Source organism: Kribbella sp. NBC_00482 (assembly GCF_036013725.1).
Lineage (GTDB): Bacteria > Actinomycetota > Actinomycetes > Propionibacteriales > Kribbellaceae > Kribbella.
The window spans coordinates 7,055,327-7,077,096 of sequence record NZ_CP107881.1; the positions used below are offsets into that span (position 1 = coordinate 7,055,327).

Below are 21,770 nucleotides of genomic sequence, written 5' to 3' on the forward strand. Positions count from 1 at the left end.
CTCACTCGTCCCCCTTGCTCGTGGTTGCCGGGCCGGTGAGGTTTCGGACGCCTGCCGACGTCCAGACCTGTCCACCGAGCCGGTTGATCAGAGTGGTCGCGTAGCGTTCCGCCAGCTCCCGGGCGCCGTCCCGGGCCGTCGCCCGGATCTCCACCCACCACGCGGGAGTCGGGACCGAGCCGACCGCCGTACCGAGCATTCGCTCGACCTCACCCGGCACCTGGATCAGCAGCGGCACTTCGATCGATACCAGCGGCTGGTTCTCGTCATCACACAGCTGAATGACGGCACCCCCGCTCACCGCGCGGACCCCCAGCTCCTCCCCCGCGGCGGCGAGGCCTGCCAAGAGGTCTTCGGTCGACGGACGCCCTTCGACGAGAGCGACCAGGTCGTAGGTCATATCGCTCCTCCTGCGTTGCTGATCGTGTTGTCCGTGACTGCGTCCGCCAGCGCGGTGTGCATGAGCTGCGGCCCGTCGCCCCGTCGTACGAACAAGCCCCGGCCGGGCGGGTAGTCGCCCGGGTACGCACCCGTGAAGAGCTGTCCCTCGCTCCGCTCGCCGGACAGCACCAGCCCGGCTGCTCCGGACTCCAGGACCGCTGACAGGAACGGCTCGTACATCTGCCGCGACGCGCCCGCGGCTCGCCGGGTCACGATGAAGTGCAACTTGATGTCCCGTCCGGAGGCGACGTACGGAAGGAACGCAGCCATCGGCGACTGCCCGCCCGTGGTCAGCAGTTCGTAGTCGTCGGCCAGTACGACGATCCGCGGCCCGCCCTGACCGGCCTCCGGAATCTTGCCTGTGTCGTCGGGCATCCGCTTCGCCAGCTCCTCGGAGACGCCGGCCGCGAGCCCAGCGGCGACCCGGCCGGTCGGCGCATAGCCACCGACGTACGCCTGAGGTACGACGTCGCGCAGACCGCGGCGCGGATCCATCACCGCGAACACCAACTCATCGGGCGTGTGCCGCTCGAGCAACTGCTGCACGATCAGCCGTACGAGGTTGGTCTTGCCCGAACCGCTGTCGCCGAACACGACGAGGTTGCTGTCCCGGCCGGCCAGATCCAGGTACACCGGTGCCAGCGCCCGCTCGTCCACCCCGATCGGCAGCACGGCCGGCTGCCGAACCTCGTCGGCGACCTCGGCCCGCGGCAGCTTCAGCGGCAGGATCCGGACCTGCGGAACGCGCGGTCCCTGCCACGTGGACCGCACCGCCAGCGCCTGGGCTTCAAGGACCTCCGACAACTTCTCGTCGGACCCGACGCCGTCGACCCGCGGCAACGCGAACTGGGCGAACAGCTTGCTGCCCGGAACCAGCATCCGTCCCGGGCCGGCCTTCCGCAGTACCTCCTGCAGGCGTCGGTCGATGTTCGAGTCGGACGCATCGTTCAGCCGCAGCTCGAGCATGGTGCCGAACAGCGACTGGCTCTGCATCCGTACGTCGTTCCACCGCAGCATCGACGCCACCACATGGATGCCGTAGTTGCCGCCCCGCTGCAGGATGTCGGTGACCGGCCCGTCCAGCTCGTCGAACGCGGTCCGGATCGCACCGATGTTGTCGATCACCAGGACGACGTCCGCAGTCGGCAGCTCGGGGATCCGGCCGGCCGCGTGCTCCTCGCGGAGCGCGTCCATGGTGTCGATGGCGTGGTTGCGGAACACCCGCTCGCGGTGGTCGATCATGGCCCGGATCTCCTCGACCGTCCGCCGGATCTTCTCCCGGTCGGTGCGCAGCGCGACGCCGCCGACGTGCGGCAGTTGCTCGAGCGCCTGCATGCCGCCGCCCGCGAGGTCGAGCGCATAGATCGCGACCTCCTGCGGAGTGTGGGTGTGAGCCAGCGAGGTGACCAGCGTCCGCAGCGCCGTCGTCTTCCCGGACTGCGGACCGCCGACGATCGCGGCATGTCCACCGGCGCGGGTCAGGTCGAGCGGGAACACCTCCTGGCGCTGATTGCCCGGGTCGTCGATCACTCCGACCGGCGGCTGCATCCGCGGCGTCGACGCGGGCAGTTGCAGACCACGCCCGTCGACATAGTCAGCGCGGCCCGCCAGCGCATCCAGCGTGCAGGCGGCCGGCAGCGGCGGCAGCCAGATCTTCAGCACCGGCTCAGCCGCACGGCGTACCTGATCGACGAAGAGCGTCAGCTCGGTCGGTCCCGTCGTACGCTCGGTCGCCTTCGATTCGACCGGCGCCTGCATCTCGTCCGCGATCACCTGATACGGCGGCAGCGCCATCGGACGGGCGTCCGTCCCTTCGTCCTCGATCGTCTCGTCGGCGTCCGCGACGTACGGCCCGGAGATGTACGCCGCCCGGAAGCGCTGGTAGACGCTCGTATCGACCTTGAGGTAGCCGAATCCGGGCAGCGGCGGCAGATGGAACGCGTCGGTCGTGTCCAGCACCGTCCGGCTCTCCTCCTCGGAGAACGTCCGCAGACCGAGCCGATAGGACAGGTACGTCTCCAGCCCGCGCAGCTTGCCTGCTTCGATCCGCTGACTGGACAGCAGCAGGTGGACACCGATCGACCGGCCGATCCGGCCGATCGAGAGGAACAGGTCGATGAAGTCCGGGCGTTCGTTGAGCAGCTCGCCGAACTCGTCGATGATGACGAACAGATGCGGCAGCGGATCCAGTTCCGGTCGCTGCGCTCGCAGCAGCCGGTAGTCGGTGATGTTGGCAATGTTGCCGGCGTCCTTCAGCACCTGCTGACGGCGCAGGACCTCACCTTCCAGGCTCTTGTACGCGCGCTCGATCAGGCTCGCGTCGTCGCGCAGGTTCGTGATGATGCCCGCCACGTGCGGCACTCCCTCGAACGGCGCGAACGTCGCGCCGCCCTTGAAGTCGACCAGCACGAACGCGAGATCCTCCGGAGAGTGCGTGGCCTGCAGCGCCATCACCATCGTCCGCAGTACTTCGGACTTGCCGGAGCCGGTCGCACCGATGCACAGGCCGTGCGGGCCCATCCCGAGCTGAGCCGATTCCTTCAGGTCGACCAGTACGACGGCGCCGTGGTTGTCGACGCCGAGCGGCACCCGCAGGAACGCTCGATCCGGACGCGGCTGCCACAACCGGCCGAAGTCCAGCTGGGCGACGTCGCTGATCCCGATCAGCGCCATGAAGTCGACGTCGCCGCGGTGCGCGTCCTCCTCCAGCGACTCCGCCGACAGCCGCAACGACGCGAGCTCGCGGGCGAGACCCTCCGCGACCGCGGCCCCGATCCGATCCACCTGCCCGCCGGCGACCATCGGGTACTGCCCGCGCAGGTCCTCCACGCGCACCTCGTCGCCGAAGACCGTGATCCGCATCGTCACCGAACTGGGTTCCTGCACCCGGTCGGCGACCAGGTGCAGGACAGTGACTCCGAGCTCTCCCGATACCAGCGTGTCGTCGGCCTGCGGGCGCACCTCGACAGCAACGTCGCCGTACGTGTCATGCAGCACCAGCAACCTCTTGGTCAGCCGGCTCCGATCCTCGAACGCCACCGATCCACGGCGCGACTCGGACGCCCACTGAACCCGCGCGCCGAGGTCGTCGGCGAGCAGCCTCGTCAGTTCCTGCGGCGTCTCCGCGATCCTGCGAAACGGCACCGGACCTTCCCTGCGATCTTGGTCCACGACGTGCGGCAGCCAGCTCATCCACTGCCAGTCCGCCAATGCGGCCGGCCGGAAGCAGGCCGCGATCGCGACGTCCTCGGGCGCGTGGAACACGGCGGTCTGCACGAGCAGCGAGCGAGCCACCCGTACGACGCCCTCGCGGTCGCCGACGATGCTGACATTGCCGACGTGGTCCAGCGGCACGGTCAACGGCATGTCGGGCATCAGCGTGAACCGCCGTACCAACGCCTCGGCCTCGGCCGTCATGAACTGGTCCGGCGGCTCCATCGCGGATCCGCCGTGCCCGACCGCTGCCGGGACCACCGGCACCCGGCCGGTGCCGCAGCGAGCCTGCAGGAAGTCGCTGTCGGTACGTCGCCGCTCCCACAACCGCGACACGTCCGCGACACAGTCGATCAGTGCGTCGGGCGGCGGGTTCAGCTCGAGCGCCTGGGCGCGGGCCTTGCGTTCCGCTTCCGAGAACTCGGTACGCATCCGCTCGAGGTACTCGAGATAGCGGGTCCGCTGCTGCTTGCGGTCCTTGCCGCCCTTCCCACGGGACGCCAGCATGCCGCCGAGCGACGCGACCAGCGTCAGCCCGAGCAGACCGACGCCGACCATCACCATCGGGCCCGATCGGCCCATCGTCATCATCGCGACGGAACCGAGACTGCCCACCATCGGCAGCAACATCTGCAGCGAACCGCCGGCGCCGCCTCCACCGGCACCACCGAGCGACGGCGCAGGTTCGATCACCCGTTGCTGCTGCACCCCGGGAGCAGGAGTCCGCCGCGCAGGGCGGTGCACGATCCGGCTTGCCACTATCGGTTCCTCCGCCGACCGGTGCCCCGCACCGTCGGAGACTTCGGCGACGGACTGACCGGGCCTGTCGGTGTCGGTGTCGGCGTCGGCCGGTTCTGCTGCTCCTCCTCGGCCATCGACGACTTGAAGTAGGACACCCCGGCACAACCCGCGCAGGCGAGCGCGCCGATGAGCACACTCGCGAAGACCTTGCTGGTCTGCTCGTTGAGAGTGTTCTTCGTACGCTCGACTCCGAACAGCCAGGCCTCCCGCAGCCGCAGGCGCCGCACGGCCACCGACTCGATGACCTGCGTCCCGTAGTTACCTGACACTGCCGCTCCCCTGGTCCGAACCGTCCGTGACATCTACCGGCCCGCCGTGGTCACGGACGCGCACGTGCCAGATCCCCTCCGATTCGTCGAAGTACATCTCGTACGGATAGAACTCGGTGTGCGGCGGGTGGATCACCTCGGCGATGTCGGCACTCGAGCGACGCATGAACCCCATGTCCTTGCCATGCCGTGCATCGATGTGCACCAGGACCCGGCCCGGCGTGTGATTGCCGCCCGTGAAGCCCCTGGCATCATCCTGACTCTTGGCCGAGTGCTGGAACGCTGGTTCCCGCACCGAACCACCGGGTCTGTACCGGCTCAGGAACGCCTCGCGGTCCGCCGCCGTGTCGAAGGAGAGGCCCCGGTGGATCTCGCCCTGGTAGTCAGGCAGCTTGTTCAACGCTGACGTCGCGACCCGGACGAGCGGCTGCTGCCCCACAGCCGGATGGTGGGCGCGGAACCGCTTGTTGATGTCCTGGTGGTCCATCTCCAGCATCTTGTGCATCGCGATGAGATCCGTGTCCTCCAGGGCGTTGATCACTTCGCCGAGCTGCTCGCGCCCGCGCTGCCGCTGCCACGGCGGTGGACTCTCACCGCCCAGCGTCGCGCGGAAATCCTTCTCGTCCTGCGGCGACGCCCGGAACGAGCGGTCGGCCAACTCCGACGGCGGCCCCTCGGGAGCAACCAGCCGATGGACCGGCTCAGCCCGGCCGCGCACCGGCTCAGCTTGGGGTGACGGCGTCGGGTTCGGCGTCGGGTTCGGCGTCGGGTCCGGCGTCGGGTCCGGTGACGGTGGCCGGTGCGGTTGAGCCGATGGCGGATCGGGTTCCACAGCGCGTGGATCGGGCGAGCCCGTCTCCAGGGGTCGGGCGGACGGCGGGACCAGGTCTGTCAGGTCGTCCCATTCGCTGCGACCGGTACCTTCCTCCACCGGCGTACGCGACTCTGGGGTGTTCGGAGCGTGCGGGTCCGGTACGTGGGGCTGGTCGCCGAGCGGGGTCTGCGGACGCAGGAACTGCAACTGCGAACCCGGCAGCATATCCGGACTCCTCGGGACGCCCTCCCAGGCTCCGCCCGGCTGCCGGATCGCGAACTGCATCGACGTGATGTCGACCGGGTTCCCGGAGCGCGGGTCCCGGTACGGGATGTTCGGACGCGGATCCGTACTGCCGTCAGGGAATGCGTCGACGAGCTTGCCGCCCTTGGGCTGCGTGTCGAGAAACTTGATCTTGTCCCGATCGTCGACGAACGCGTTGAAGACGTGCCCACTACCCGGAATGCCGGGCATGCCGGACTTCCAGGTCACGAAGACGTTCGCATGCGTGCCCTGCGGCCTGCCTTTCAGCGCGTCGCACAGCGTGCGGTAGGCCGAATCGGTGAAGGCGGCCGGAATGTGCGGTCCGTCCGGCGCCGCGAGCTTGTGCTCCGGCTTGAAGTCGGCCAGATCCATCCACTCGAGCGTGCCTTCCGGATTCTCGCCACTCTTGAACGTGTTTCCGGCCGCGAGCCGCGGCCGGCCGCCGTTCAGAATGTCGGCGGCAGTGCGTGACGTCTCCGGACAGTTCATCTCGTAGTGCTTGGACTTCCCGATATCCGGGTTGACCATGCCCTTCCAGGCGTACACGTTGCTCCACGGCGGGTCACCGACCGTCTTGACCAGGTTGCCCCAGCGCGGATCGCGGATGTCCGGAGGAATGTGCGAGAACGGGTCGACCTCCGGCCGGGGCTTCCCCGGCTCCGGGCGCAGGTACTCCGGCTTCAACTGGTCGAGCGCAACCTGCCGCCGCAGAGGGCTGTCCCACTTCGGGTCGTTCGCCGCGTCGTACGGCCGAGGCGGCGTCGGCTCCTGGTGCGGCGTTCTCGTCGGACCGGGCGCGTTGGGCGGGTTGTGGGTGCGGTCCGGTGTTTCGACATGACCGGGTACGCCGGGATGAACCTGGCCAACCGTCGGATCTACGGTCCGGGCAGCAGGCACCTCCGGCCGCTCCACCGGCCCAGAGCTGTAAGCACGCTCCTTCGCCGGCCTCCCCTCCCCCGCCCCAGGCTCCCGCGTGGACTCGACCGTGCGTGTCGACTCCGGGGTACGCGTCGACTCGGTCGTACGCGTGGACTCCGGCGTACGCGTCGACTCCGGCGTACGCGTCGACTCCGGGGTACGCGTCGACTCGGTCGTACGCGTGGACTCCGGCGTACGGGTCGACTCCGGCGTGCGTGTCGACTCCGGGGTACGCGTCGACTCGGTCGTACGCGTGGACTCCGGCGTGCGCGTGGACTCCGGCGTACGCGTCGACTCGGTCGTACGGGTCGGCTCCGGGTTACGCGTGGACTCGGTCGTGCGCGTGGACTCCGGCGTACGGGTCGACTCCGGGGTGCGCGTCGACTCGGTCGTACGGGTCGGGTCCGGGGTGCGTGTGGTGGTGGTTGAGGGGGAATCGGGGCGGTGCGGGCGCGGAGTCGTCGTTGGGTCCGGCAGGTGGGGCGTGGGTGTTGTGATCGGGTCCGGGGTGCGGGGATCCGGGAACCTCGTGGGGTCCGGTGTGTGGGTGGTCGGTGTCGTCGGGTCTGTGCGGGTGACCGGGGTCGTCGTACCGGGATCCGCGGAAGAGGCAGACGACGGGGTTTCGGACCTGCCGGGTGTCTCGACGCCGTCCGGGGTGGTCGTGTGCGTCGACGACGAAGTGTCGATCGACGACCTGTCTACCGTCGCGTCCGCCGTCGTCGCGGCCGGGGTGTGGGTAGCGTCCGAGCCGTCCACCGACGGAACGTCCACGTCGACCCGCGGAGTGCCCTCCAGCCTGAAGTCGTCCCCGACGATCGGGATCTTCGAGAGCCCGGCGACCACGTCTGCGACCGTCGGAATCTTCGTCACCGTCCGGAGAACACCGTCGTGCAGGGCGATCCGCGTGTTCTGAGCGATCTCGGCAACCCTGGAAACCCGTGCCACCGTCGTGCTCATCGCACCGAACCGCCCGGCCAGCGCCGCGGTCCTGACCGCACCCGCAGCACCGCCGCTCGCCACGACCGACACCACGTTGGCGAGCGTGATCCCAAGCGCCTTGCCCGGGTTCTCCTTCCACTCGTCCCAGGCGACGAAGGACTTGCTGATGCCCTCGGCCATCTCGAGGCCCGACTCGGTCCACTCCTTCACCTCGTCCGGTCGCTCCAGACCGAAGACCGTTTCCTGAACCCACGCCCCGAACTGGAGCGGCGCGGTCGCGACCTGTGCCGCGAAGAAGCCCAACCCGACCCACGCGTTACCCGCGTCCTCCCAGGTCGGTATGTCGTAGTTGAGCTTGTCCTTCGCGAACTCCCGCCCGTAGTCCCACTCACCGAGCAGCGGCAGCACCGGCACGAGCGTCAGAACGCTCTCGATGGTTTCACCGACGACCGTGAGGACGCCGAGGACGACGTTCCCCGGAAACTGGAGGGTGTCCAGCCACCACGGGTGGTCCACGTTCTCGGTGGTCCCCCAGGGCGGCTCTTCCGACGTCTGCTCGTCCGCCGGAGGCGGGTCCTCACCGTCGCGCACCCCGGTCTCCGGATCCCACGTCTTGCCGCCGTGCAGCTTGACGATCTCGTTGGCAGCGGTGAAGCACAGCTCGGGGAGCCGGTCCGTCATGATCAGCCCGACCATGCCGACGAGCATGTTCATCTCGTCGACCATGGCCTGATCGCTCTGCCAGTCCGGGTCGGCGTCCTTGCGATCTTGCCAGTCGTAGGCGTCCTCCCGGAGGTTCTCGAGCATCGCGCACCAGCCGCGTACCTCGTCGGCGAGCGTGGTCAGGTGCGTCGCCATCGCCGGCAGACTCGGGCCGAACTCGGTGAGATTGGTCTGGATGTTCACCGTCGAGCTGACCAGCAGCTCGCGCTCCGGCGCCTCGTAGACCTCGTTCAGCCCTTGGAACGTGTTGTGGATGCTGTTGCCCAGATCGCTGAAGTGACCCCCCAACCCGCTCAGCTCCGCGACGTTCTCGTCGAGCGCCGCGACGACCGCGGCCACTTCCTCGACCGGGATGCCCTCGGGTTTGATCATGCCGGTTCGGTCCTCGCTCGCGCTGCCGCGATCGCAGTGGCAACCGTCATCTCGCTCGGCGCGAAGGATCTGATGCCGTGATCCGCCACCAGAAACATCAGATTGGCGTACCCCGGCGGAACGAACAGCAGGTACTCCTCCACCTGGTACGCCGTCCAGTCCGCCAACTGCTCCGGTGTCGCACCGAGCTCACGCTCCGACGCCTGCGCAGTCAGCCACTCGGCGAGGCGCTCCCTGCCTGCTCGGGCAACCTCGTCCGGCACCGCCGTCGGGCTGGTCATACCGCGGTGTCCCCGCCGTTCGGGTCCGTCACCGTGGACCCGGGAAGCTCGGGGATGTATCCGATGGAGGCCTGGTACTGGGCGTTCATCGCCATCTCTTCGTGCCCGTCCACGTAGGCCTGCAGAGCGTTCTGCAGCCCGGTCAGCGAGGCACCGACCTGCGTCGCCGCCGCGTTCAGGGTCGGCGCCCAGTGTTCGGAGTACTCGCCGACGGCCGTCGCCACCAGTGCGAAGATGTCGTAGTTCAGCCCCTCCATGATCACCGTCAGGCTCTCGCCGTACTCCGTCGCGAGCTTGTTGAACGGCGCCGCCGCATTTGCCGTGCGCATGAGGACCAGGCCCGAGCCCTCGAGGTCGATGTTCCAATCCACTGCTGCTCCTCAGGTCTGCCGGTTCAGCCGCTGATGCCGTCGACGGCGGCCGACGCCTTCCGCAGCGTCGCGGCCGCGGTGGCGTCGTTCTGGACCAGCGTCTCCTTCAGCGAGGCGATGATCGCCAGGGTCGCATCGGCCGCGGTGTTGAACTTCTCCTCGACGGCGCGGTAGCTCTCGGTCACGCCACTCGCCGAAGCGTCCGACAGCGCGCCCTCGACGTTCTGGCGGTGAGCTTCGATCAGGCCGGAGATCCGCCCGGAGAGGTTGTTGATGGTCGTTTGGACCTCGCTGGAGGCAGCAGTGTCGTAGCTGTTGCGGTTCGCCATCGTCAGGTCCTCTCTCAGCGCTTGCCGAACCTGGCGCCGGTGAAGTCCGCGGCCCCCTGGTTCTTCTTGGCGGTGTCGGCCATCTCGGTGTCACCGGTGCGGAAGGCGGCATCCATGCCGGCCTGGCCCTCGGTGATCGCCGCGAGTCCTGCGTTCAGGTCGGCCGCGATGCTGTCGACATTGGATTTGAAGGAGTCGAACGTCGCCTTGCCGGAACCGTTCATCTTTCCTTCCAGCGGTTCCGCCGCCGCAACCAGTTGTCTTACGAGGCCACCCAGGTCTTCGGTTCCCGTCGAAGTCTTCTTCACCAACTGGCCAATGGTGTCCTGGCCCATGTCCCATCGTCCGGTCACGTTCTCTCCTTCGCACGGCGACGCATCGACTCACAGTTCACCAGGCGGTGCTTTCCATCCGCTTACTGTTCGCTTTCTGGTCCGTGCGGTGCGCGTCACCAGGGGCTGCTGGTCCGCGTCGACCCCGCACGCGGCACACTTTGAGGCGTGGGAGAGGCCTGGAGATGACTGGTACGACGAACGATTCGACGGTTCTGAAGGCGATCGCGGACCTGGCGCCAATGTGGATGCCGGGGTGCGTGGTCGACACCGCCGAACGCACGGTCGAGGTCGGCTGGGGCCGCGGCGCGCTGCAGATGTCGGCCGTCGTCGGCCTCGGCGAGATCATCGATCGGTGCCGTCAGCTCCCCCAGCAGTTGTGGGCCGAGCAGATCGAGGCCTGGCTGCGCGCGGTCGTCGCGGAGGGCGAGCTGGCCACGGAGGAACACCGGTTCGGCGACGTCGCGGTCCGTCAGCGCGCGATGCTGCTGCAGCGCGGCTGGTCGGCGCGCACCTCCGGCCCGGTGGCGGACGCGTTGATCCCGTTCGGAGACCATTTCGAGGTCGTGGTGTTCGTCGGCACCGGTGCGGACTACCGCCGGCTGACCATCGTACGGCGGTCCATGCTCGGGCTCGGCGATCCCGACGTACCGTCGCCGGTGCAGCTGACGCTGGAGCACATCTCGGACCTGCGGCCGGTCGAGCACGACGGCTTCTCGGTGCTCACCCGGGACGACGACCCGCTCGTGTCGATGGCGATCGTGGACCGCGAGAAGTTGTTGCCTCAGGCCTCCATCGGTCTGGGCGTGCTGGTCGGCGTACCGAGGTTGAGCACGGTCGCGTTCTGCGCCGCCGATGCGGGACAGCAGGCCGCGGACCGGTTGGCGCAGTACGTCGCCGACACCTATCGCGATGCGGCGGATCAGTGCAGCCCCGACCTGTACTGGTTGCAGGGTGACCGGATGGTTCAGGTGCCGGTCACGCTCGCGAAGCCGCCGGCAGTCATGCTGCCGGCGGCGTTGCTGCCGTCACCGCGCCGCACCTGGGTCCGGCACCTCTGGCAGCAACTCTTCCGCCGCTAAGTCTGGTCAGCCAGCGACGCGCTTCCTGGCTGCCGCCTTCTTCGCCGGCGCAGCCTTCTGCGCAGTCTTCTTGGCAACCGTCTTCTTGGCCGCTGTCGTCTTGGCCGCTGTCTTCTTCGCGGCTGCCGTCTTCTTGACGGCCGCCTTCTTCGCCGGTGCTGACTTCGCGGGTGCTGACTTCGCGGGTGCTGCCTGCGCGGCGGCCTTCTTGGCGCTCGGCTTGGCGGCGCGACCTTCGAGGATTTCGGCGAGGAACTGCCCGGTGTACGACGCGGGGTTGGCCGCGACCTCCTCCGGCGTACCTTCGGCGACCAGGGTGCCGCCGCGACGCCCGCCGTCGGGGCCGAGGTCGATGAGCCAGTCGGCGGTCTTGATGACGTCGAGGTTGTGCTCGATGACCAGCACCGAGTTGCCCTTGTCCACCAGGCCGTTCAGCACGCCGAGCAGCTTGCGGATGTCCTCGAAGTGCAGACCGGTGGTCGGCTCGTCGAGCACGTAGACCGTGCGACCCGTCGACCGCCGCTGCAGCTCGGAGGCCAGCTTGACGCGCTGCGCCTCACCGCCGGACAGCGTCGGTGCGGGCTGCCCGAGCCGGACGTACCCGAGGCCGACCTCGACCAGCGTCTTCAGGTGCCGCGAGATCGCCGGGATCGCCGCGAAGAACTCGGACGCCTCCTCGATCGGCATGTCCAGCACATCCGCGACGGTCTTGCTCTTGTAGTGCACCTCGAGCGTCTCGCGGTTGTACCGGGCGCCGTGGCACACCTCGCACGGGACATACACGTCCGGCAGGAAGTTCATCTCGATCTTCAGCGTGCCGTCGCCGGAGCAGGCCTCGCAGCGGCCGCCCTTGACGTTGAACGAGAAGCGGCCCTGCAGGTACCCGCGGACCTTCGCCTCGGGCGTGTCCGCGAACAGCTTCCGGATGTGGTCCCAAACACCGGTGTACGTCGCCGGGTTCGACCTCGGCGTACGCCCGATCGGCGACTGGTCGACGTGGATGACCTTGTCGACGAGCTCCATCCCGGAGATCTTGGTGTGCCGGCCGGGCACCGTGCGGGCACCGTAGATCTGCCGCGCCAGCGACGTGTAGAGAATGTCGTTCACCAGCGTCGACTTGCCCGAGCCGGACACCCCGGTGACCGCGACGAACACCCCGAGCGGGATGGTCACGTCGAGATCCTGCAGGTTGTTCTGGCGCGCGCCGTACACGGTCAGCTCGCGACCCTCGGTGAGCGGCCGCCGGACCTCCGGGATCGGGATCTCCCGGCGACCGGAGATATACGCACCGGTGATCGAGTCCGGGTGGTTGCGCAGATCCTCGACCGTGCCGGACACGACCACCTGGCCGCCGTGCTCACCGGCGCCCGGGCCGATGTCGACGACCCAGTCCGCATGATCGATGGTGTCCTCGTCGTGCTCGACGACGATCAGCGTGTTGCCGAGATCCTTGAGCCGGACCAGCGTGTCGATCAGCCGCCGGTTGTCCCGCTGGTGCAGGCCGATCGAAGGCTCGTCGAGCACGTACAGCACGCCGACCAGGCCCGAACCGATCTGCGTCGCCAACCGGATCCGCTGCGCCTCACCACCGGACAGTGAACCCGCCGGCCGGCTCAGCGCCAGATAGTCCAGGCCGACGTCCAGCAGGAAGCGCAGCCGCTCGCCGATCTCCTTGACCACCCGCTCCGCGATCTGCTTCTCGCGCGGGCTCAGCTCCATCTGCGTCAGGAAGCCGTGCACCTCGTCGATCGACATCGCGCTGATCTCCGCGATGTTCTTCCCGCCGAGCGTGACCGCGAGTGAGATCGGCTTCAGCCGTGCGCCGTTGCAGGCCAGGCACGGCACCTCGCGCATGTACTCCTCGAAGCGCTCCCGCCCGGTGTCGCTCGACGCCTCCGCGTGCCGGCGCTCGACGTACGGAACGACGCCTTCGAAGCTCGTGTAGTACGACCGCTCGCGACCGTAGCGGTTCTGGTACGAGACGTGGACCTGCTTGTCGTGGCCGGTGATCAGCGCCTTCTTCGCCTTCGCCGGCAGCTCACCGAACGGCGTGCTGGTCTTGAACTTCAGGTCCTTCGCCAGCGCGTCCAGCAGGCGCTCGAAGTACTGCGTGACGTTCTGCCCCGACCACGGCTGGATCGCGCCCTCGTCGAGCGACTTCGACGGGTCCGGAACGAGCAGCTCCGGGTCGACCTCCATCCGGGTTCCGAGACCGGCGCACACCGGGCAGGCGCCGTACGGCGAGTTGAACGAGAACGACCGCGGCTCGAGCTCGTCGATCGCGAGCGGGTGATCGTTCGGGCAGGCGAGCTTCTCGGAGAACCGGCGCTCGCGGTGCGGGTCGTCCTCCGGGAGGTCGACGAAGTCCAGCACGAGCAGCCCGCTGGCCAGGCCGAGCGCGGTCTCGACCGAGTCGGTGAGCCGCTGCTTGGCCGAGCTCTTCACCGCGAGCCGGTCGACGACGACCTCGATGTCGTGCTTCTTCTGCTTGTCGAGCTTCGGCGGGTCGGTGAGCTGGATCGTCTCGCCGTCGACCCGGGCCCGGGACAGGCCCTGACCGGTCAACTGGCGGAAGAGATCCAGGTACTCCCCCTTGCGACCGCGGACGACCGGGGCGAGCACCTGGAACCGGGTGCCCTCCTCCAGTTCGAGCACGCGGTCGACGATCTGCTGCGGGGTCTGGCGCGCGATCGGCTCGCCGCACTCCGGGCAGTGCGGACGTCCGGCGCGGGCGAACAGCAGCCGGAGGTAGTCGTACACCTCGGTGATCGTGCCGACGGTGGACCGCGGGTTCCGCGAGGTGGACTTCTGGTCGATCGAGACGGCCGGTGACAGGCCCTCGATGAAGTCGACGTCCGGCTTGTCCATCTGACCGAGGAACTGCCGTGCGTACGCCGAGAGCGACTCGACGTACCGCCGCTGGCCCTCGGCGAAGATCGTGTCGAAGGCCAGGCTGGACTTCCCGGACCCCGACAGGCCGGTGAAGACGATCATGGCGTCCCGCGGCAGGTCGACCGAGACGTCCTTCAGGTTGTGCTCACGCGCTCCGCGCACGATCAGACGGTCAGACACAAGCTCTACTCTCAGCCGTTCTCGAGGGGGTTCCAGGTGGATCTCTGACTTGCCCGGTCATGCTAACGAGGCCCACCGACAAAAACTTCCGCCGCCAGATCCGGAGGCCGTTTCGAAAGTATATTCGATCGCAGAGGGTGGTCGCTGCACCGGTGGTCAGGAGGTGCGAGGATCGGCGTGTCACCGAGATCAGGGAGAGGCAACATGCCGGAGTACCACGGGAACGTGAAGGTCGGCGGGGCAGCGCAGACCCACGAGTTGGCCCACTTGATGATCACCAAGGTCGCGGTCGGGCCGATGGACAACAACGCGTACCTGCTGCGCTGCCGGCAGACCGACGAGCAGGTGCTGATCGACGCCGCCAACGAGGCGGACACGCTGCTCCGGCTGATCGGCGACGGCGGCCTCGCGCGGGTGATCACCACGCACCGCCACCAGGACCACTGGGAGGCGCTGGCCGCGGTCGTCGCCCGTACGGGCGCCACCACGGTCGCCGGCCGGTACGACGCCGAGGGCATCCCGGTCCCCACCGACCAGCTCGTCGACGACGGCGACCACATCGCAGTCGGTCAGTGCAGCCTCCGCGTCATCCACCTCGTCGGCCACACCCCCGGCTCGATCGCACTGCTGTACGACGACCCGGACGGCGCACCCCACCTGTTCACCGGCGACTCGCTGTTCCCCGGCGGCATCGGCAACACCCAGGACGACGCCGAGCGCTTCACCTCACTCCTGAACGACGTCGAGACCAAACTCTTCGCCGACCTCCCCGACGAAACCTGGGTCTACCCCGGCCACGGCTCCGACACCACCCTCGGCACCGAGCGGCCAAGCCTGTCCGAGTGGCGAGCCCGTGGATGGTAGACGCACCACGGTGGCCGCCACGTCCGCTGACTACTGACGAGCGAGACGTCCTCGATCTTCTGCTCTCGGCAGACTTCGACGGTGCCGCCGACCTACGCACCCAGGCGACGAGTGCGCTGTCGATCGGCGGCTGTGGCTGCGGCTGCCCATCTGTTGATCTGTTTGTCGCGAACGAGGCAGCACGACGCGTGCCGATGCCGAGTCGGGTAGTTCCTGCCGAACTGCAGGTCGAACCGAACGAGGACGGCATCCCGGGCGCGGTGATTCTGTTCGTCGACGACGGGCTGCTGAGTTACCTCGAATACGTCTATTACGCGGATGAGGTGCCTACTGCCTGGCCAGTCACAGGCCAACTCTCCGTCCACCGGAGCCCACGATGAGGTCCAGGGCGAGAACCAGAACCGCTGGGTCGTGACTCACCACGAACGGCGGCGCAGTCCCGCGAGGTCAGCAGGCGTGCTCAGTCGGCCGATCGTGTGCAAGGTCGACAGGTAGAGCACCAGCGAGACACCGTACGCACAACCACAATCACGCTCAGGTGCACTACCCCGCCAGCCGACACCTCCAGTCGAAAATGCACACCTGTCCGTTAGATGCGTGAGCGGGCTGCTTCGATTTGTTCGGTGATCTTCACCGCGCCGGATGTGGTGGCCAGGGTTGTGGCTTCGGTGGCTAGGGTGCGGGCGTCGTCGGGGCGGTTCTGGGCGATCGCGAGGTAGATGAGGCCGACGAGGTTTGCTGCTACGCCTGGGGTGAAGTTGAGGGTTCGGCGGAGTGTTGTGGACTCCTCCAGTAGGGCGCGGGCCTCGTTGTGGTTGCCGGACATTTGGGCGGCGATGCCTAGGTGGCGGAGGGCGTAGGAGAGGGTTAGTTGGTCGCCGGTCGTGCGGGACAGGTCGGCGGCCTTGGTGAGGAAGGGGACAGCGGTCGGGTTGTCGTCGCGGACCACCTGGTGGAAGCAGCCGATCCAGAACTGCGCCTCGGCCTCGCCGCGCTCGTCGCCGACGGCGCGGAACAGGTTCGCCGCGCGCTCGAAGTACGCCAGTTCCTCCACCGGCTCGACCCGCGACTCCAGGAAGCGGCAGTGCAGGATCCGGCCGCGTTGCAGGAGCAGCCGGGCCTCGACCGCGTCCAGCGCGCGGTCCGCGTCGGGCAGGCCGCCGTACTCGCCGTTGAAGACCGCCCGTTCGTACAGTTCGTCTACCTGCCGCATGAGTTCGTCCACGCGGCCGATCCTAGGATGAGCGCATGACCGGCTTCGCGGAGTATCAGCCCGGGGCCGCCCGGCAGACAGTCGACGTCCTGGTGCGCCCGGCCGCGGACGCGGATCTCACGGCCTGCGCCGAACTGATCGTGACGCGCACCGGCGGGCCGGTCGACGAGCGCCGGAGCCGGCTCGAGGCCGATCTCCAGAACCCCGATCGCTACACGGCGGTCGCGGAGATCAAGGGTCAAGTCGTCGGGTACGGCGCGGTGATCCGGCACCAGATCTCCCCCGCCGACCCGCCCACGACGGCTCCGGACGGGTACTACCTGATCGGACTGATCGTCTCGAACGAGTGGCGGCGCCACGGCATCGGCGACCTGCTGACGAAGGACCGCATCCGCTGGACCACCGAGCGCGCCGACGAGATCTACACCTTCGTCAATCTCGGCAACGCCGCCATTCTCGATCTCACCCGCCGCTTCGGATTCAGCGAGGTCACCCGCGACTTCACCTTCCCGAACGCGCCCCTCAAACCAGGCACCTGCGTCCTCCTGCGCGCCGACCTCAGTGGCTGAGTTCGGCCGGATACGCGATCACGTCCACGAGCGCGTTGTTCCGGATCGCGGTGATCTCGGTACGGCGCGCGATCGCGTCCTCGAACAACTGACGCTGCAACGACTGGGCATCCCGAAGCTGTACGCCGTTGACGGCCAGGACGAGATCGCCCTGCCGTAGACCCGCTGCCGCCGCGGGGCTGGCCGCGATGACCTCGACGACCCGCAGCGCCGTGCGCTGGTCGAACCGTTCCACGAGCGCCGGCTGCAGTGGCGCGGGCTTGGTCACCAGCCCGAGGTACCCGCGCCGCACGCGACCGTCGTGCAGCAGCGAGTAGATGATCCGGCGAGTCGTCTGGTTGACCGGCACCGCCAGACCGAGCCCGATCCCGGCGACCGCGGTGTTGATCCCGATCACCCGTCCGTTTCCGTCGGCGAGCGCTCCGCCGGAGTTGCCCGGGTTCAGCGCGGCATCGGTCTGGATCACGTCCTCGATGATGCGCTGAGCCGATCCGCTGCGCACCGGCAGCGATCGACCCAGCGCACTCACCACGCCGGCCGTCACGCTCCCCGCGAGGCCGAGCGGATTGCCGACGGCAACCACCAGGTTCCCGACCTTCAGCAAGTCGGCGTCGCCGTACTCCGGCGGATCAGGGATCTCCCGGTCGGCCCGCAGTACGGCGAGATCGGACAGCCGATCCACCCCGACCACCCGGGCCTGCGCCGTCGTACCGTCCGCGAACTCGGCCGCCGCCTCGACGCCCTCGCCGACCACGTGCGCGTTTGTGAGCAGATGCCCGTCGCCGGTCAGGACGACGGCCGAGCCGGACGAGTCGCCGCGCCGGCTGTGGATCCGCAGGCTCGCGACCCGCGGGATCAGGTGTGCGGCCACGCCCGAGACCACTCGGGAGTAGGCATCCAGTACGTCGTCCCCGGCCACCCCGTCAGCAATCTCGTCAGCCATCGCTCTCGCCTCTTCTCTTCCCGCCCCCGAGCGAAGCGAGGGGTCTGAATTACATCATTACACCGAAGGCAACCGCGTGAACCGGACCACAAACTGACCGATCGGTTGAAAACTGGCCGATCGGTCAGTCATGATGCATGACATGGCAGTTACCACCCCGGCGCGAGAGCGGACCAGGCGCGAGATCGTGCGCCAGGCGATGGACCTGTTCCAGGCCGGCGGCTACAACGCGACGTCACTGCAGGACATCGCGACCGCGGCCGGCTGCTCCAAGGCGACCGTGCTGTACCACTTCAGCGGCAAGCCCGCCGTCCTCGCCGCCGTCCTCGAACCCGCGGCCGCCGACGTGGCCGTGCTCGTCAAGGCCGCCGCCGAGCTGTCCCGGGCCGACGCGCAGGAGCTCGCGATCCAGAGCTTCATCGATCTCGCCGTCGTGCACCGCGGCGTCGTCGACGTGCTCCAGGACATCCTCCCGGTGATCGAGCAGATGCCCGAGGTCGGGCAACTGGTCGCCGACGGCATGCAACTGTCGGATTACATGGCCGGATCCGACGACCCGCTTGAGCGCGACCTGGCGAAGTTCGCCATCAACGGTCTGCTCGGCGAGTGCCGGCATTCGGGTGAGCGCACCGACGACGACCTCCGAAGACTCTGCGACATCGCCCTGCGGAGACTCCTCCGCCGCGCCTGAGCACCGACACGACTCCCCCGCCGCCACGGGGCGATCACTTCTGCCCGTACGCCGTACCGATCTGAACGGACGCTCTTCACGATGGCCAATCTGCTGTACCGGCTCGGCCGGTTCTCCTACCAGCGCAGGCGCCTGGTCGCCGCGCTGTGGGCGCTGTTCCTCGTCGTCCTCGGTGTCGGTGCGCTGACGCTGGGCGGCAAGACCGCGAACACGTTCTCGATCCCGGGCACCGAGTCGCAGCGCGCGCTCGACGCGCTCAAGCAGGAACTGCCGGCCGCCAGCGGCGCGTCCGCCACGGTCGTGGTGAAGGCACCCGACGGCAAGACGCTCACCGACCCGACTGTGAAGGCCGCTGTCGGCGCCACCGTTGCCAAGGTCGCGAAGGTGCCCGAGGTGATCGCGGCGATCGACCCGTTCACCAGCAAGGCGATCAGCCCGGACGGTACGACGGGGTTGATCAGCGTCCAGTTCGACAAGCCGGCCGACGAACTGTCGCACGAGAGCAGCGACGGGTACGACGGACTGAGCGGACTCAGCTCGGGTGATCTCCAGGTGGTGCCGGGCGGACAGATCAAGGCCGGGGTCCCGGAGATCGGCGCGACCGAGGTGCTCGGCGTCGCGGTCGCGGCCGTCGTACTGGTCGTCACATTCGGGTCGCTCGTGGCGGCCGGGATGACGCTGGTGACGGCGTTCCTCGGCGTACTGGCCGGGATGGCCGGGTTGTTCGTCGTGACCGCGTTCACCGACGTGTCGTCGACGGCGCCGATCCTGGCGCTGATGCTCGGGCTCGCAGTGGGGATCGACTACTCGTTGTTCATCAGTTCGCGGCACCGGTCGCAGCTGGGCGAGGGCATGGATCCGGAGGAGTCCGTCGCACGAGCGACCGCGACGGCCGGGTCGGCGGTGTTGTTCGCCGGCGCGACCGTGGTCATCGCGCTCGCCGGGTTGTCCGTGGTCGGCGTACCGTTCCTGACCGCGATGGGCCTCGCCGCAGCCGCGACTGTACTGACCGCCGTACTGGTGGCGTTGACGTTGCTGCCGGCGTTGCTCGGGTTCGTGGGCAACCGGGTGCTGCCGCGGAAGTTGCGCAAGGCACCGGCTGCGGCGACACACAAGGAGGGCTTCGGTTTCCGGTGGGGTCGGCTGGTGACCCGCTTCCGGGTGCCGATCGTTGCTATCGGCATCATCGGGTTGGGCTTGCTGGCGATCCCGGCGAAGGACATGCAGCTCGCACTGCCGGACGGCGCTTCGGCGGCAGCCGGGAGCAACCAGCGGGTCGCGTACGACCTGACGGCTGCGGCATTCGGGCCGGGTGCCAACGGGCCGCTCGTGGTTGTTGTGAAGAGCAACGACGCGGCCACGTCCAACGCGCTGGTGCAGCAGGTGCTGGGCAAGGCGCAGGGTTTGCCGGATGTCGTCGCGGCGCAGCCGGCCGCGGCGAGTCAGGACGGTACGACGCGGTTGCTGCAGGTGATCCCGAAGAGCGGTCCGGCCAGCGAGGAAACCGCTGATCTGGTGAAGAACCTGCGGTCCGCGGTGCAGCCTCTCGCCACCGGCGACGCGAGTATCTCCGTGACCGGGAACACGGCAGTCGGCGTCGATGTCTCGAACAAGCTGTCCAACGCCTTGCCGACGTACCTGTTCGTCGTGATCGGGCTGTCGTTCCTGCTGTTGCTGCTCGCGTTCCGCTCGGTGCTGGTGCCGTTGAAGGCGACGCTCGGGTTCGTGCTGACGATCGGGGCGACGTTCGGGATCACGATCGCGGTGTTCCAGGAAGGACATCTGGCAAGCCTGGTCGGGGTCGACTCCCCCGGTCCGCTGGTGAGCTTCCTGCCGATCATCATGATGGGCATCCTGTTCGGGCTGGCGATGGACTACGAGGTGTTCATCGTGTCCCGCGTGCGGGAGGAGTTCGTCCACGGCCGGCACGCGAACGACGCGACCGTCCAGGGCCTCGGCCACGGCGCGCGCGTCGTCACCGCCGCGGCGCTGATCATGGCCTCGGTCTTCGCCGGCTTCATCCTCGTCGAGGACCCGATCATCAAGGCGATCGGCTTCGGCCTCACCATCGGCGTCCTGATCGACGCCTTCGTGGTCCGCATGACCCTCGTCCCCGCCATCCTCAGCCTCCTCGGCGACCGAGCCTGGTGGTTCCCGAACTGGCTAGACCGCCTCACGCCCCGCGTAGACATCGAAGGCGAAGGCCTCCGGGTCGACGAGACCCCGGATCCCAAGGAACTCGCGAGCGTACGCTGACACACGACGTGGGGCGTCGGCATCCATCGACGTCCCACTCCCCAGCAAACTCGACGCATCCCCCACGCGATACGCCAAGTAACTCTCAGCCGAGATGCTTTTGCGGCCGGCCAGGACCGAGCTCGGGATGACGTAGATGCTGCCGTCACCGAGCACGATGAAGAACAGGTCGATCGACTCGGGATCGTAAGGCATCTTGCCAGCGGATTTGTCGAGCGTATACGGCCGTCGCCCAATACCGACGTCCCAATAGCCTCGCCGGTTGCGGGACGCGCAGGACTTCACCTGTACACGCTGGATGCCCTTGGAGGTCGTCACCAACAGGTCGTACGCCTGGGGCTCGATCGGCAACGCAACCGCACAACCACGCAAGGTGAGCCACGCCATCGCTAACGCTGCAGCTGAGTATCGAAGCATTTCTGGCCGAACCGGCTCGTCGAACACCTCGTCCGGGGACGTAGGTTGCGGTTGCGCCGACTTCAGATGCGCGCACTCCAAACCCAGTCGGATCGCATGCGCCTTGATCCTCACTCGGTTCTCACCGTTGTCAATGACGCCCAGACCTGCAAGCACGTCCGCCCAGCGGCTTGCCATCGTCACAGCTTCACGAAGCTGCTGATCTGACCAGCGGCGCTGTCCAGTGAAGTGCGACGTATCGAGTTCCAGCCGCGATGCGTGCCGCTTCAGCGTTCGGACCGTGCCTGCTGATGTTCCCTTCAAGCCCAGCGCACGAGCGGCCGCACGCCACGATCGACTGGTCCGCACCGCCTCACGCAGCTCCTCATCGTTCCAAGTCCGTCGATCCCCAGGTGTCGTCATAGGATCAACATAAAGAGGGGCACCGACAGAATCGGTGCCCCTCTGGCGGTCGGGCTGGGGAGATTTGAACTCCCGCTCTCGTGTCCCCCAGACACGCGCCTTAACCAAGCTAGGCCACAGCCCGCCGACTCGTTCTGCGAACGAACCGAGCATTACCTTACAGCATCTGATCAGGTGGTTCTTACCGGGTT

Annotated in this window: 18 protein-coding genes and 1 tRNA gene; 6 read left to right on the forward strand and 13 right to left on the reverse strand. The window is 68.1% G+C overall.

Translation table 11 applies throughout. The features are described 5' to 3' along the window. Nucleotide 1: 1 nt before the first annotated feature. From OHB24_RS34230 to OHB24_RS34265, 8 genes are all read right to left on the reverse strand, one after another. Nucleotides 2-400 (reverse strand): hypothetical protein, encoded by a 399-nt coding sequence (locus OHB24_RS34230; RefSeq protein WP_327635031.1) that lies wholly within the window; start codon nucleotides 398-400, stop codon nucleotides 2-4. Next, on the reverse strand, nucleotides 397-4,347 hold the full coding sequence (gene eccCa, locus OHB24_RS34235; RefSeq protein WP_327635032.1) for a type VII secretion protein EccCa: 3,951 nt from the start codon (nucleotides 4,345-4,347) through the stop codon (nucleotides 397-399). The genes OHB24_RS34230 and eccCa overlap by 4 nt, the downstream gene beginning before the upstream one ends. A 65-nt stretch (nucleotides 4,348-4,412) precedes the next feature. Continuing rightward, nucleotides 4,413-4,724: a hypothetical protein gene (locus OHB24_RS34240; RefSeq protein ID WP_327635033.1), complete on the reverse strand. Its 312-nt coding sequence runs from the start codon at nucleotides 4,722-4,724 to the stop codon at nucleotides 4,413-4,415. Next, nucleotides 4,714-8,757 (reverse strand): toxin glutamine deamidase domain-containing protein, encoded by a 4,044-nt coding sequence (locus tag OHB24_RS34245; RefSeq protein WP_327635034.1) that lies wholly within the window; start codon nucleotides 8,755-8,757, stop codon nucleotides 4,714-4,716. Before OHB24_RS34245 ends, OHB24_RS34240 begins: the two co-directional genes overlap by 11 nt. After that, entirely contained in the window at nucleotides 8,754-9,038 is a 285-nt protein-coding gene (locus OHB24_RS34250; RefSeq protein WP_327635035.1) for a hypothetical protein, read from the reverse strand. The genes OHB24_RS34245 and OHB24_RS34250 overlap by 4 nt, the downstream gene beginning before the upstream one ends. Next, a complete protein-coding gene (locus OHB24_RS34255) occupies nucleotides 9,035-9,409 on the reverse strand; it encodes a DUF6507 family protein (protein ID WP_327635036.1) in 375 nt (124 codons plus the stop codon). Before OHB24_RS34255 ends, OHB24_RS34250 begins: the two co-directional genes overlap by 4 nt. 23 nt (nucleotides 9,410-9,432) lie before the next feature. Next, nucleotides 9,433-9,738: a hypothetical protein gene (locus tag OHB24_RS34260; protein ID WP_327635037.1), complete on the reverse strand. Its 306-nt coding sequence runs from the start codon at nucleotides 9,736-9,738 to the stop codon at nucleotides 9,433-9,435. Between the two features lie 14 nt (nucleotides 9,739-9,752). Further along, nucleotides 9,753-10,091, reverse strand: a complete 339-nt coding sequence (locus OHB24_RS34265) for a hypothetical protein (RefSeq protein ID WP_327635038.1) — start codon at nucleotides 10,089-10,091, stop codon at nucleotides 9,753-9,755. A gap of 164 nt (nucleotides 10,092-10,255) precedes the next feature. On the opposite strand from OHB24_RS34265, the gene OHB24_RS34270 reads away from it, so the two are divergent. Next, nucleotides 10,256-11,152 (forward strand): hypothetical protein, encoded by an 897-nt coding sequence (locus OHB24_RS34270; protein ID WP_327635039.1) that lies wholly within the window; start codon nucleotides 10,256-10,258, stop codon nucleotides 11,150-11,152. Between the two features lie 6 nt (nucleotides 11,153-11,158). Here OHB24_RS34270 and uvrA read toward each other — a convergent pair whose 3' ends face one another. Then, complete coding sequence (gene uvrA / locus OHB24_RS34275; RefSeq protein ID WP_327635040.1) at nucleotides 11,159-14,224, reverse strand: excinuclease ABC subunit UvrA; 3,066 nt, start codon at nucleotides 14,222-14,224, stop codon at nucleotides 11,159-11,161. A gap of 204 nt (nucleotides 14,225-14,428) precedes the next feature. On the opposite strand from uvrA, the gene OHB24_RS34280 reads away from it, so the two are divergent. Further along, nucleotides 14,429-15,088, forward strand: a complete 660-nt coding sequence (locus OHB24_RS34280; RefSeq protein WP_442913931.1) for an MBL fold metallo-hydrolase — start codon at nucleotides 14,429-14,431, stop codon at nucleotides 15,086-15,088. Continuing rightward, nucleotides 15,082-15,468 carry a hypothetical protein gene (locus tag OHB24_RS34285; RefSeq protein WP_327635041.1) on the forward strand — a complete coding sequence of 129 codons (387 nt, stop codon included), beginning with the start codon at nucleotides 15,082-15,084 and terminating at the stop codon, nucleotides 15,466-15,468. The genes OHB24_RS34280 and OHB24_RS34285 overlap by 7 nt, the downstream gene beginning before the upstream one ends. A 209-nt stretch (nucleotides 15,469-15,677) precedes the next feature. Here OHB24_RS34285 and OHB24_RS34290 read toward each other — a convergent pair whose 3' ends face one another. Next, nucleotides 15,678-16,313, reverse strand: coding sequence for a tetratricopeptide repeat protein (locus OHB24_RS34290; RefSeq protein WP_327635042.1), 636 nt, complete (start codon nucleotides 16,311-16,313; stop codon nucleotides 15,678-15,680). Between the two features lie 23 nt (nucleotides 16,314-16,336). Here OHB24_RS34290 and OHB24_RS34295 point away from each other — a divergent pair, with 23 nt between their 5' ends. After that, nucleotides 16,337-16,870 carry a GNAT family N-acetyltransferase gene (locus OHB24_RS34295; protein WP_327635043.1) on the forward strand — a complete coding sequence of 178 codons (534 nt, stop codon included), beginning with the start codon at nucleotides 16,337-16,339 and terminating at the stop codon, nucleotides 16,868-16,870. On the opposite strand, the gene OHB24_RS34300 is transcribed toward OHB24_RS34295, so the two are convergent. Further along, a complete protein-coding gene (locus tag OHB24_RS34300) occupies nucleotides 16,860-17,813 on the reverse strand; it encodes a S1C family serine protease (RefSeq protein ID WP_327635044.1) in 954 nt (317 codons plus the stop codon). The two genes, OHB24_RS34295 and OHB24_RS34300, sit on opposite strands and share 11 nt — an antisense overlap. Before the next feature lie 142 nt (nucleotides 17,814-17,955). Here OHB24_RS34300 and OHB24_RS34305 point away from each other — a divergent pair, with 142 nt between their 5' ends. Both OHB24_RS34305 and OHB24_RS34310 read left to right on the forward strand, forming a co-directional pair. Further along, the gene (locus tag OHB24_RS34305) at nucleotides 17,956-18,504 is read left to right on the forward strand and encodes a TetR/AcrR family transcriptional regulator (protein WP_327635045.1); all 549 of its coding nucleotides are present in this window, start codon (nucleotides 17,956-17,958) and stop codon (nucleotides 18,502-18,504) included. Between the two features lie 81 nt (nucleotides 18,505-18,585). Further along, nucleotides 18,586-20,760, forward strand: coding sequence for an MMPL family transporter (locus tag OHB24_RS34310; protein ID WP_327635046.1), 2,175 nt, complete (start codon nucleotides 18,586-18,588; stop codon nucleotides 20,758-20,760). Here OHB24_RS34310 and OHB24_RS34315 read toward each other — a convergent pair. Then, complete coding sequence (locus OHB24_RS34315) at nucleotides 20,668-21,579, reverse strand: group I intron-associated PD-(D/E)XK endonuclease (protein ID WP_327635047.1); 912 nt, start codon at nucleotides 21,577-21,579, stop codon at nucleotides 20,668-20,670. The genes OHB24_RS34310 and OHB24_RS34315 overlap by 93 nt on opposite strands. A 49-nt stretch (nucleotides 21,580-21,628) precedes the next feature. After that, nucleotides 21,629-21,703: transfer RNA gene (locus OHB24_RS34320), tRNA-Pro, on the reverse strand. Between the last annotated feature and the right edge of the window lie 67 nt (nucleotides 21,704-21,770).

Excerpts from the sequence above, each read along its gene's own strand:
- OHB24_RS34230 (WP_327635031.1), bottom strand. The coding sequence starts at position 400 with ATGACCTACGACCTGGTCGCTCTCGTCGAAGGGCGTCCGTCGACCGAA.
- OHB24_RS34245 (WP_327635034.1), bottom strand. The coding sequence starts at position 8,757 with ATGATCAAACCCGAGGGCATCCCGGTCGAGGAAGTGGCCGCGGTCGTC.
- OHB24_RS34250 (WP_327635035.1), bottom strand. The coding sequence starts at position 9,038 with ATGACCAGCCCGACGGCGGTGCCGGACGAGGTTGCCCGAGCAGGCAGG.
- OHB24_RS34260 (WP_327635037.1), bottom strand. The coding sequence starts at position 9,738 with ATGGCGAACCGCAACAGCTACGACACTGCTGCCTCCAGCGAGGTCCAA.
- OHB24_RS34270 (WP_327635039.1), top strand. The coding sequence starts at position 10,256 with ATGACTGGTACGACGAACGATTCGACGGTTCTGAAGGCGATCGCGGAC.
- OHB24_RS34280 (WP_442913931.1), top strand. The coding sequence starts at position 14,429 with ATGCCGGAGTACCACGGGAACGTGAAGGTCGGCGGGGCAGCGCAGACC.
- OHB24_RS34285 (WP_327635041.1), top strand. The coding sequence starts at position 15,082 with ATGGTAGACGCACCACGGTGGCCGCCACGTCCGCTGACTACTGACGAG.
- OHB24_RS34295 (WP_327635043.1), top strand. The coding sequence starts at position 16,337 with ATGACCGGCTTCGCGGAGTATCAGCCCGGGGCCGCCCGGCAGACAGTC.
- OHB24_RS34300 (WP_327635044.1), bottom strand. The coding sequence starts at position 17,813 with ATGGCTGACGAGATTGCTGACGGGGTGGCCGGGGACGACGTACTGGAT.
- OHB24_RS34305 (WP_327635045.1), top strand. The coding sequence starts at position 17,956 with ATGGCAGTTACCACCCCGGCGCGAGAGCGGACCAGGCGCGAGATCGTG.
- OHB24_RS34310 (WP_327635046.1), top strand. The coding sequence starts at position 18,586 with ATGGCCAATCTGCTGTACCGGCTCGGCCGGTTCTCCTACCAGCGCAGG.
- OHB24_RS34315 (WP_327635047.1), bottom strand. The coding sequence starts at position 21,579 with ATGACGACACCTGGGGATCGACGGACTTGGAACGATGAGGAGCTGCGT.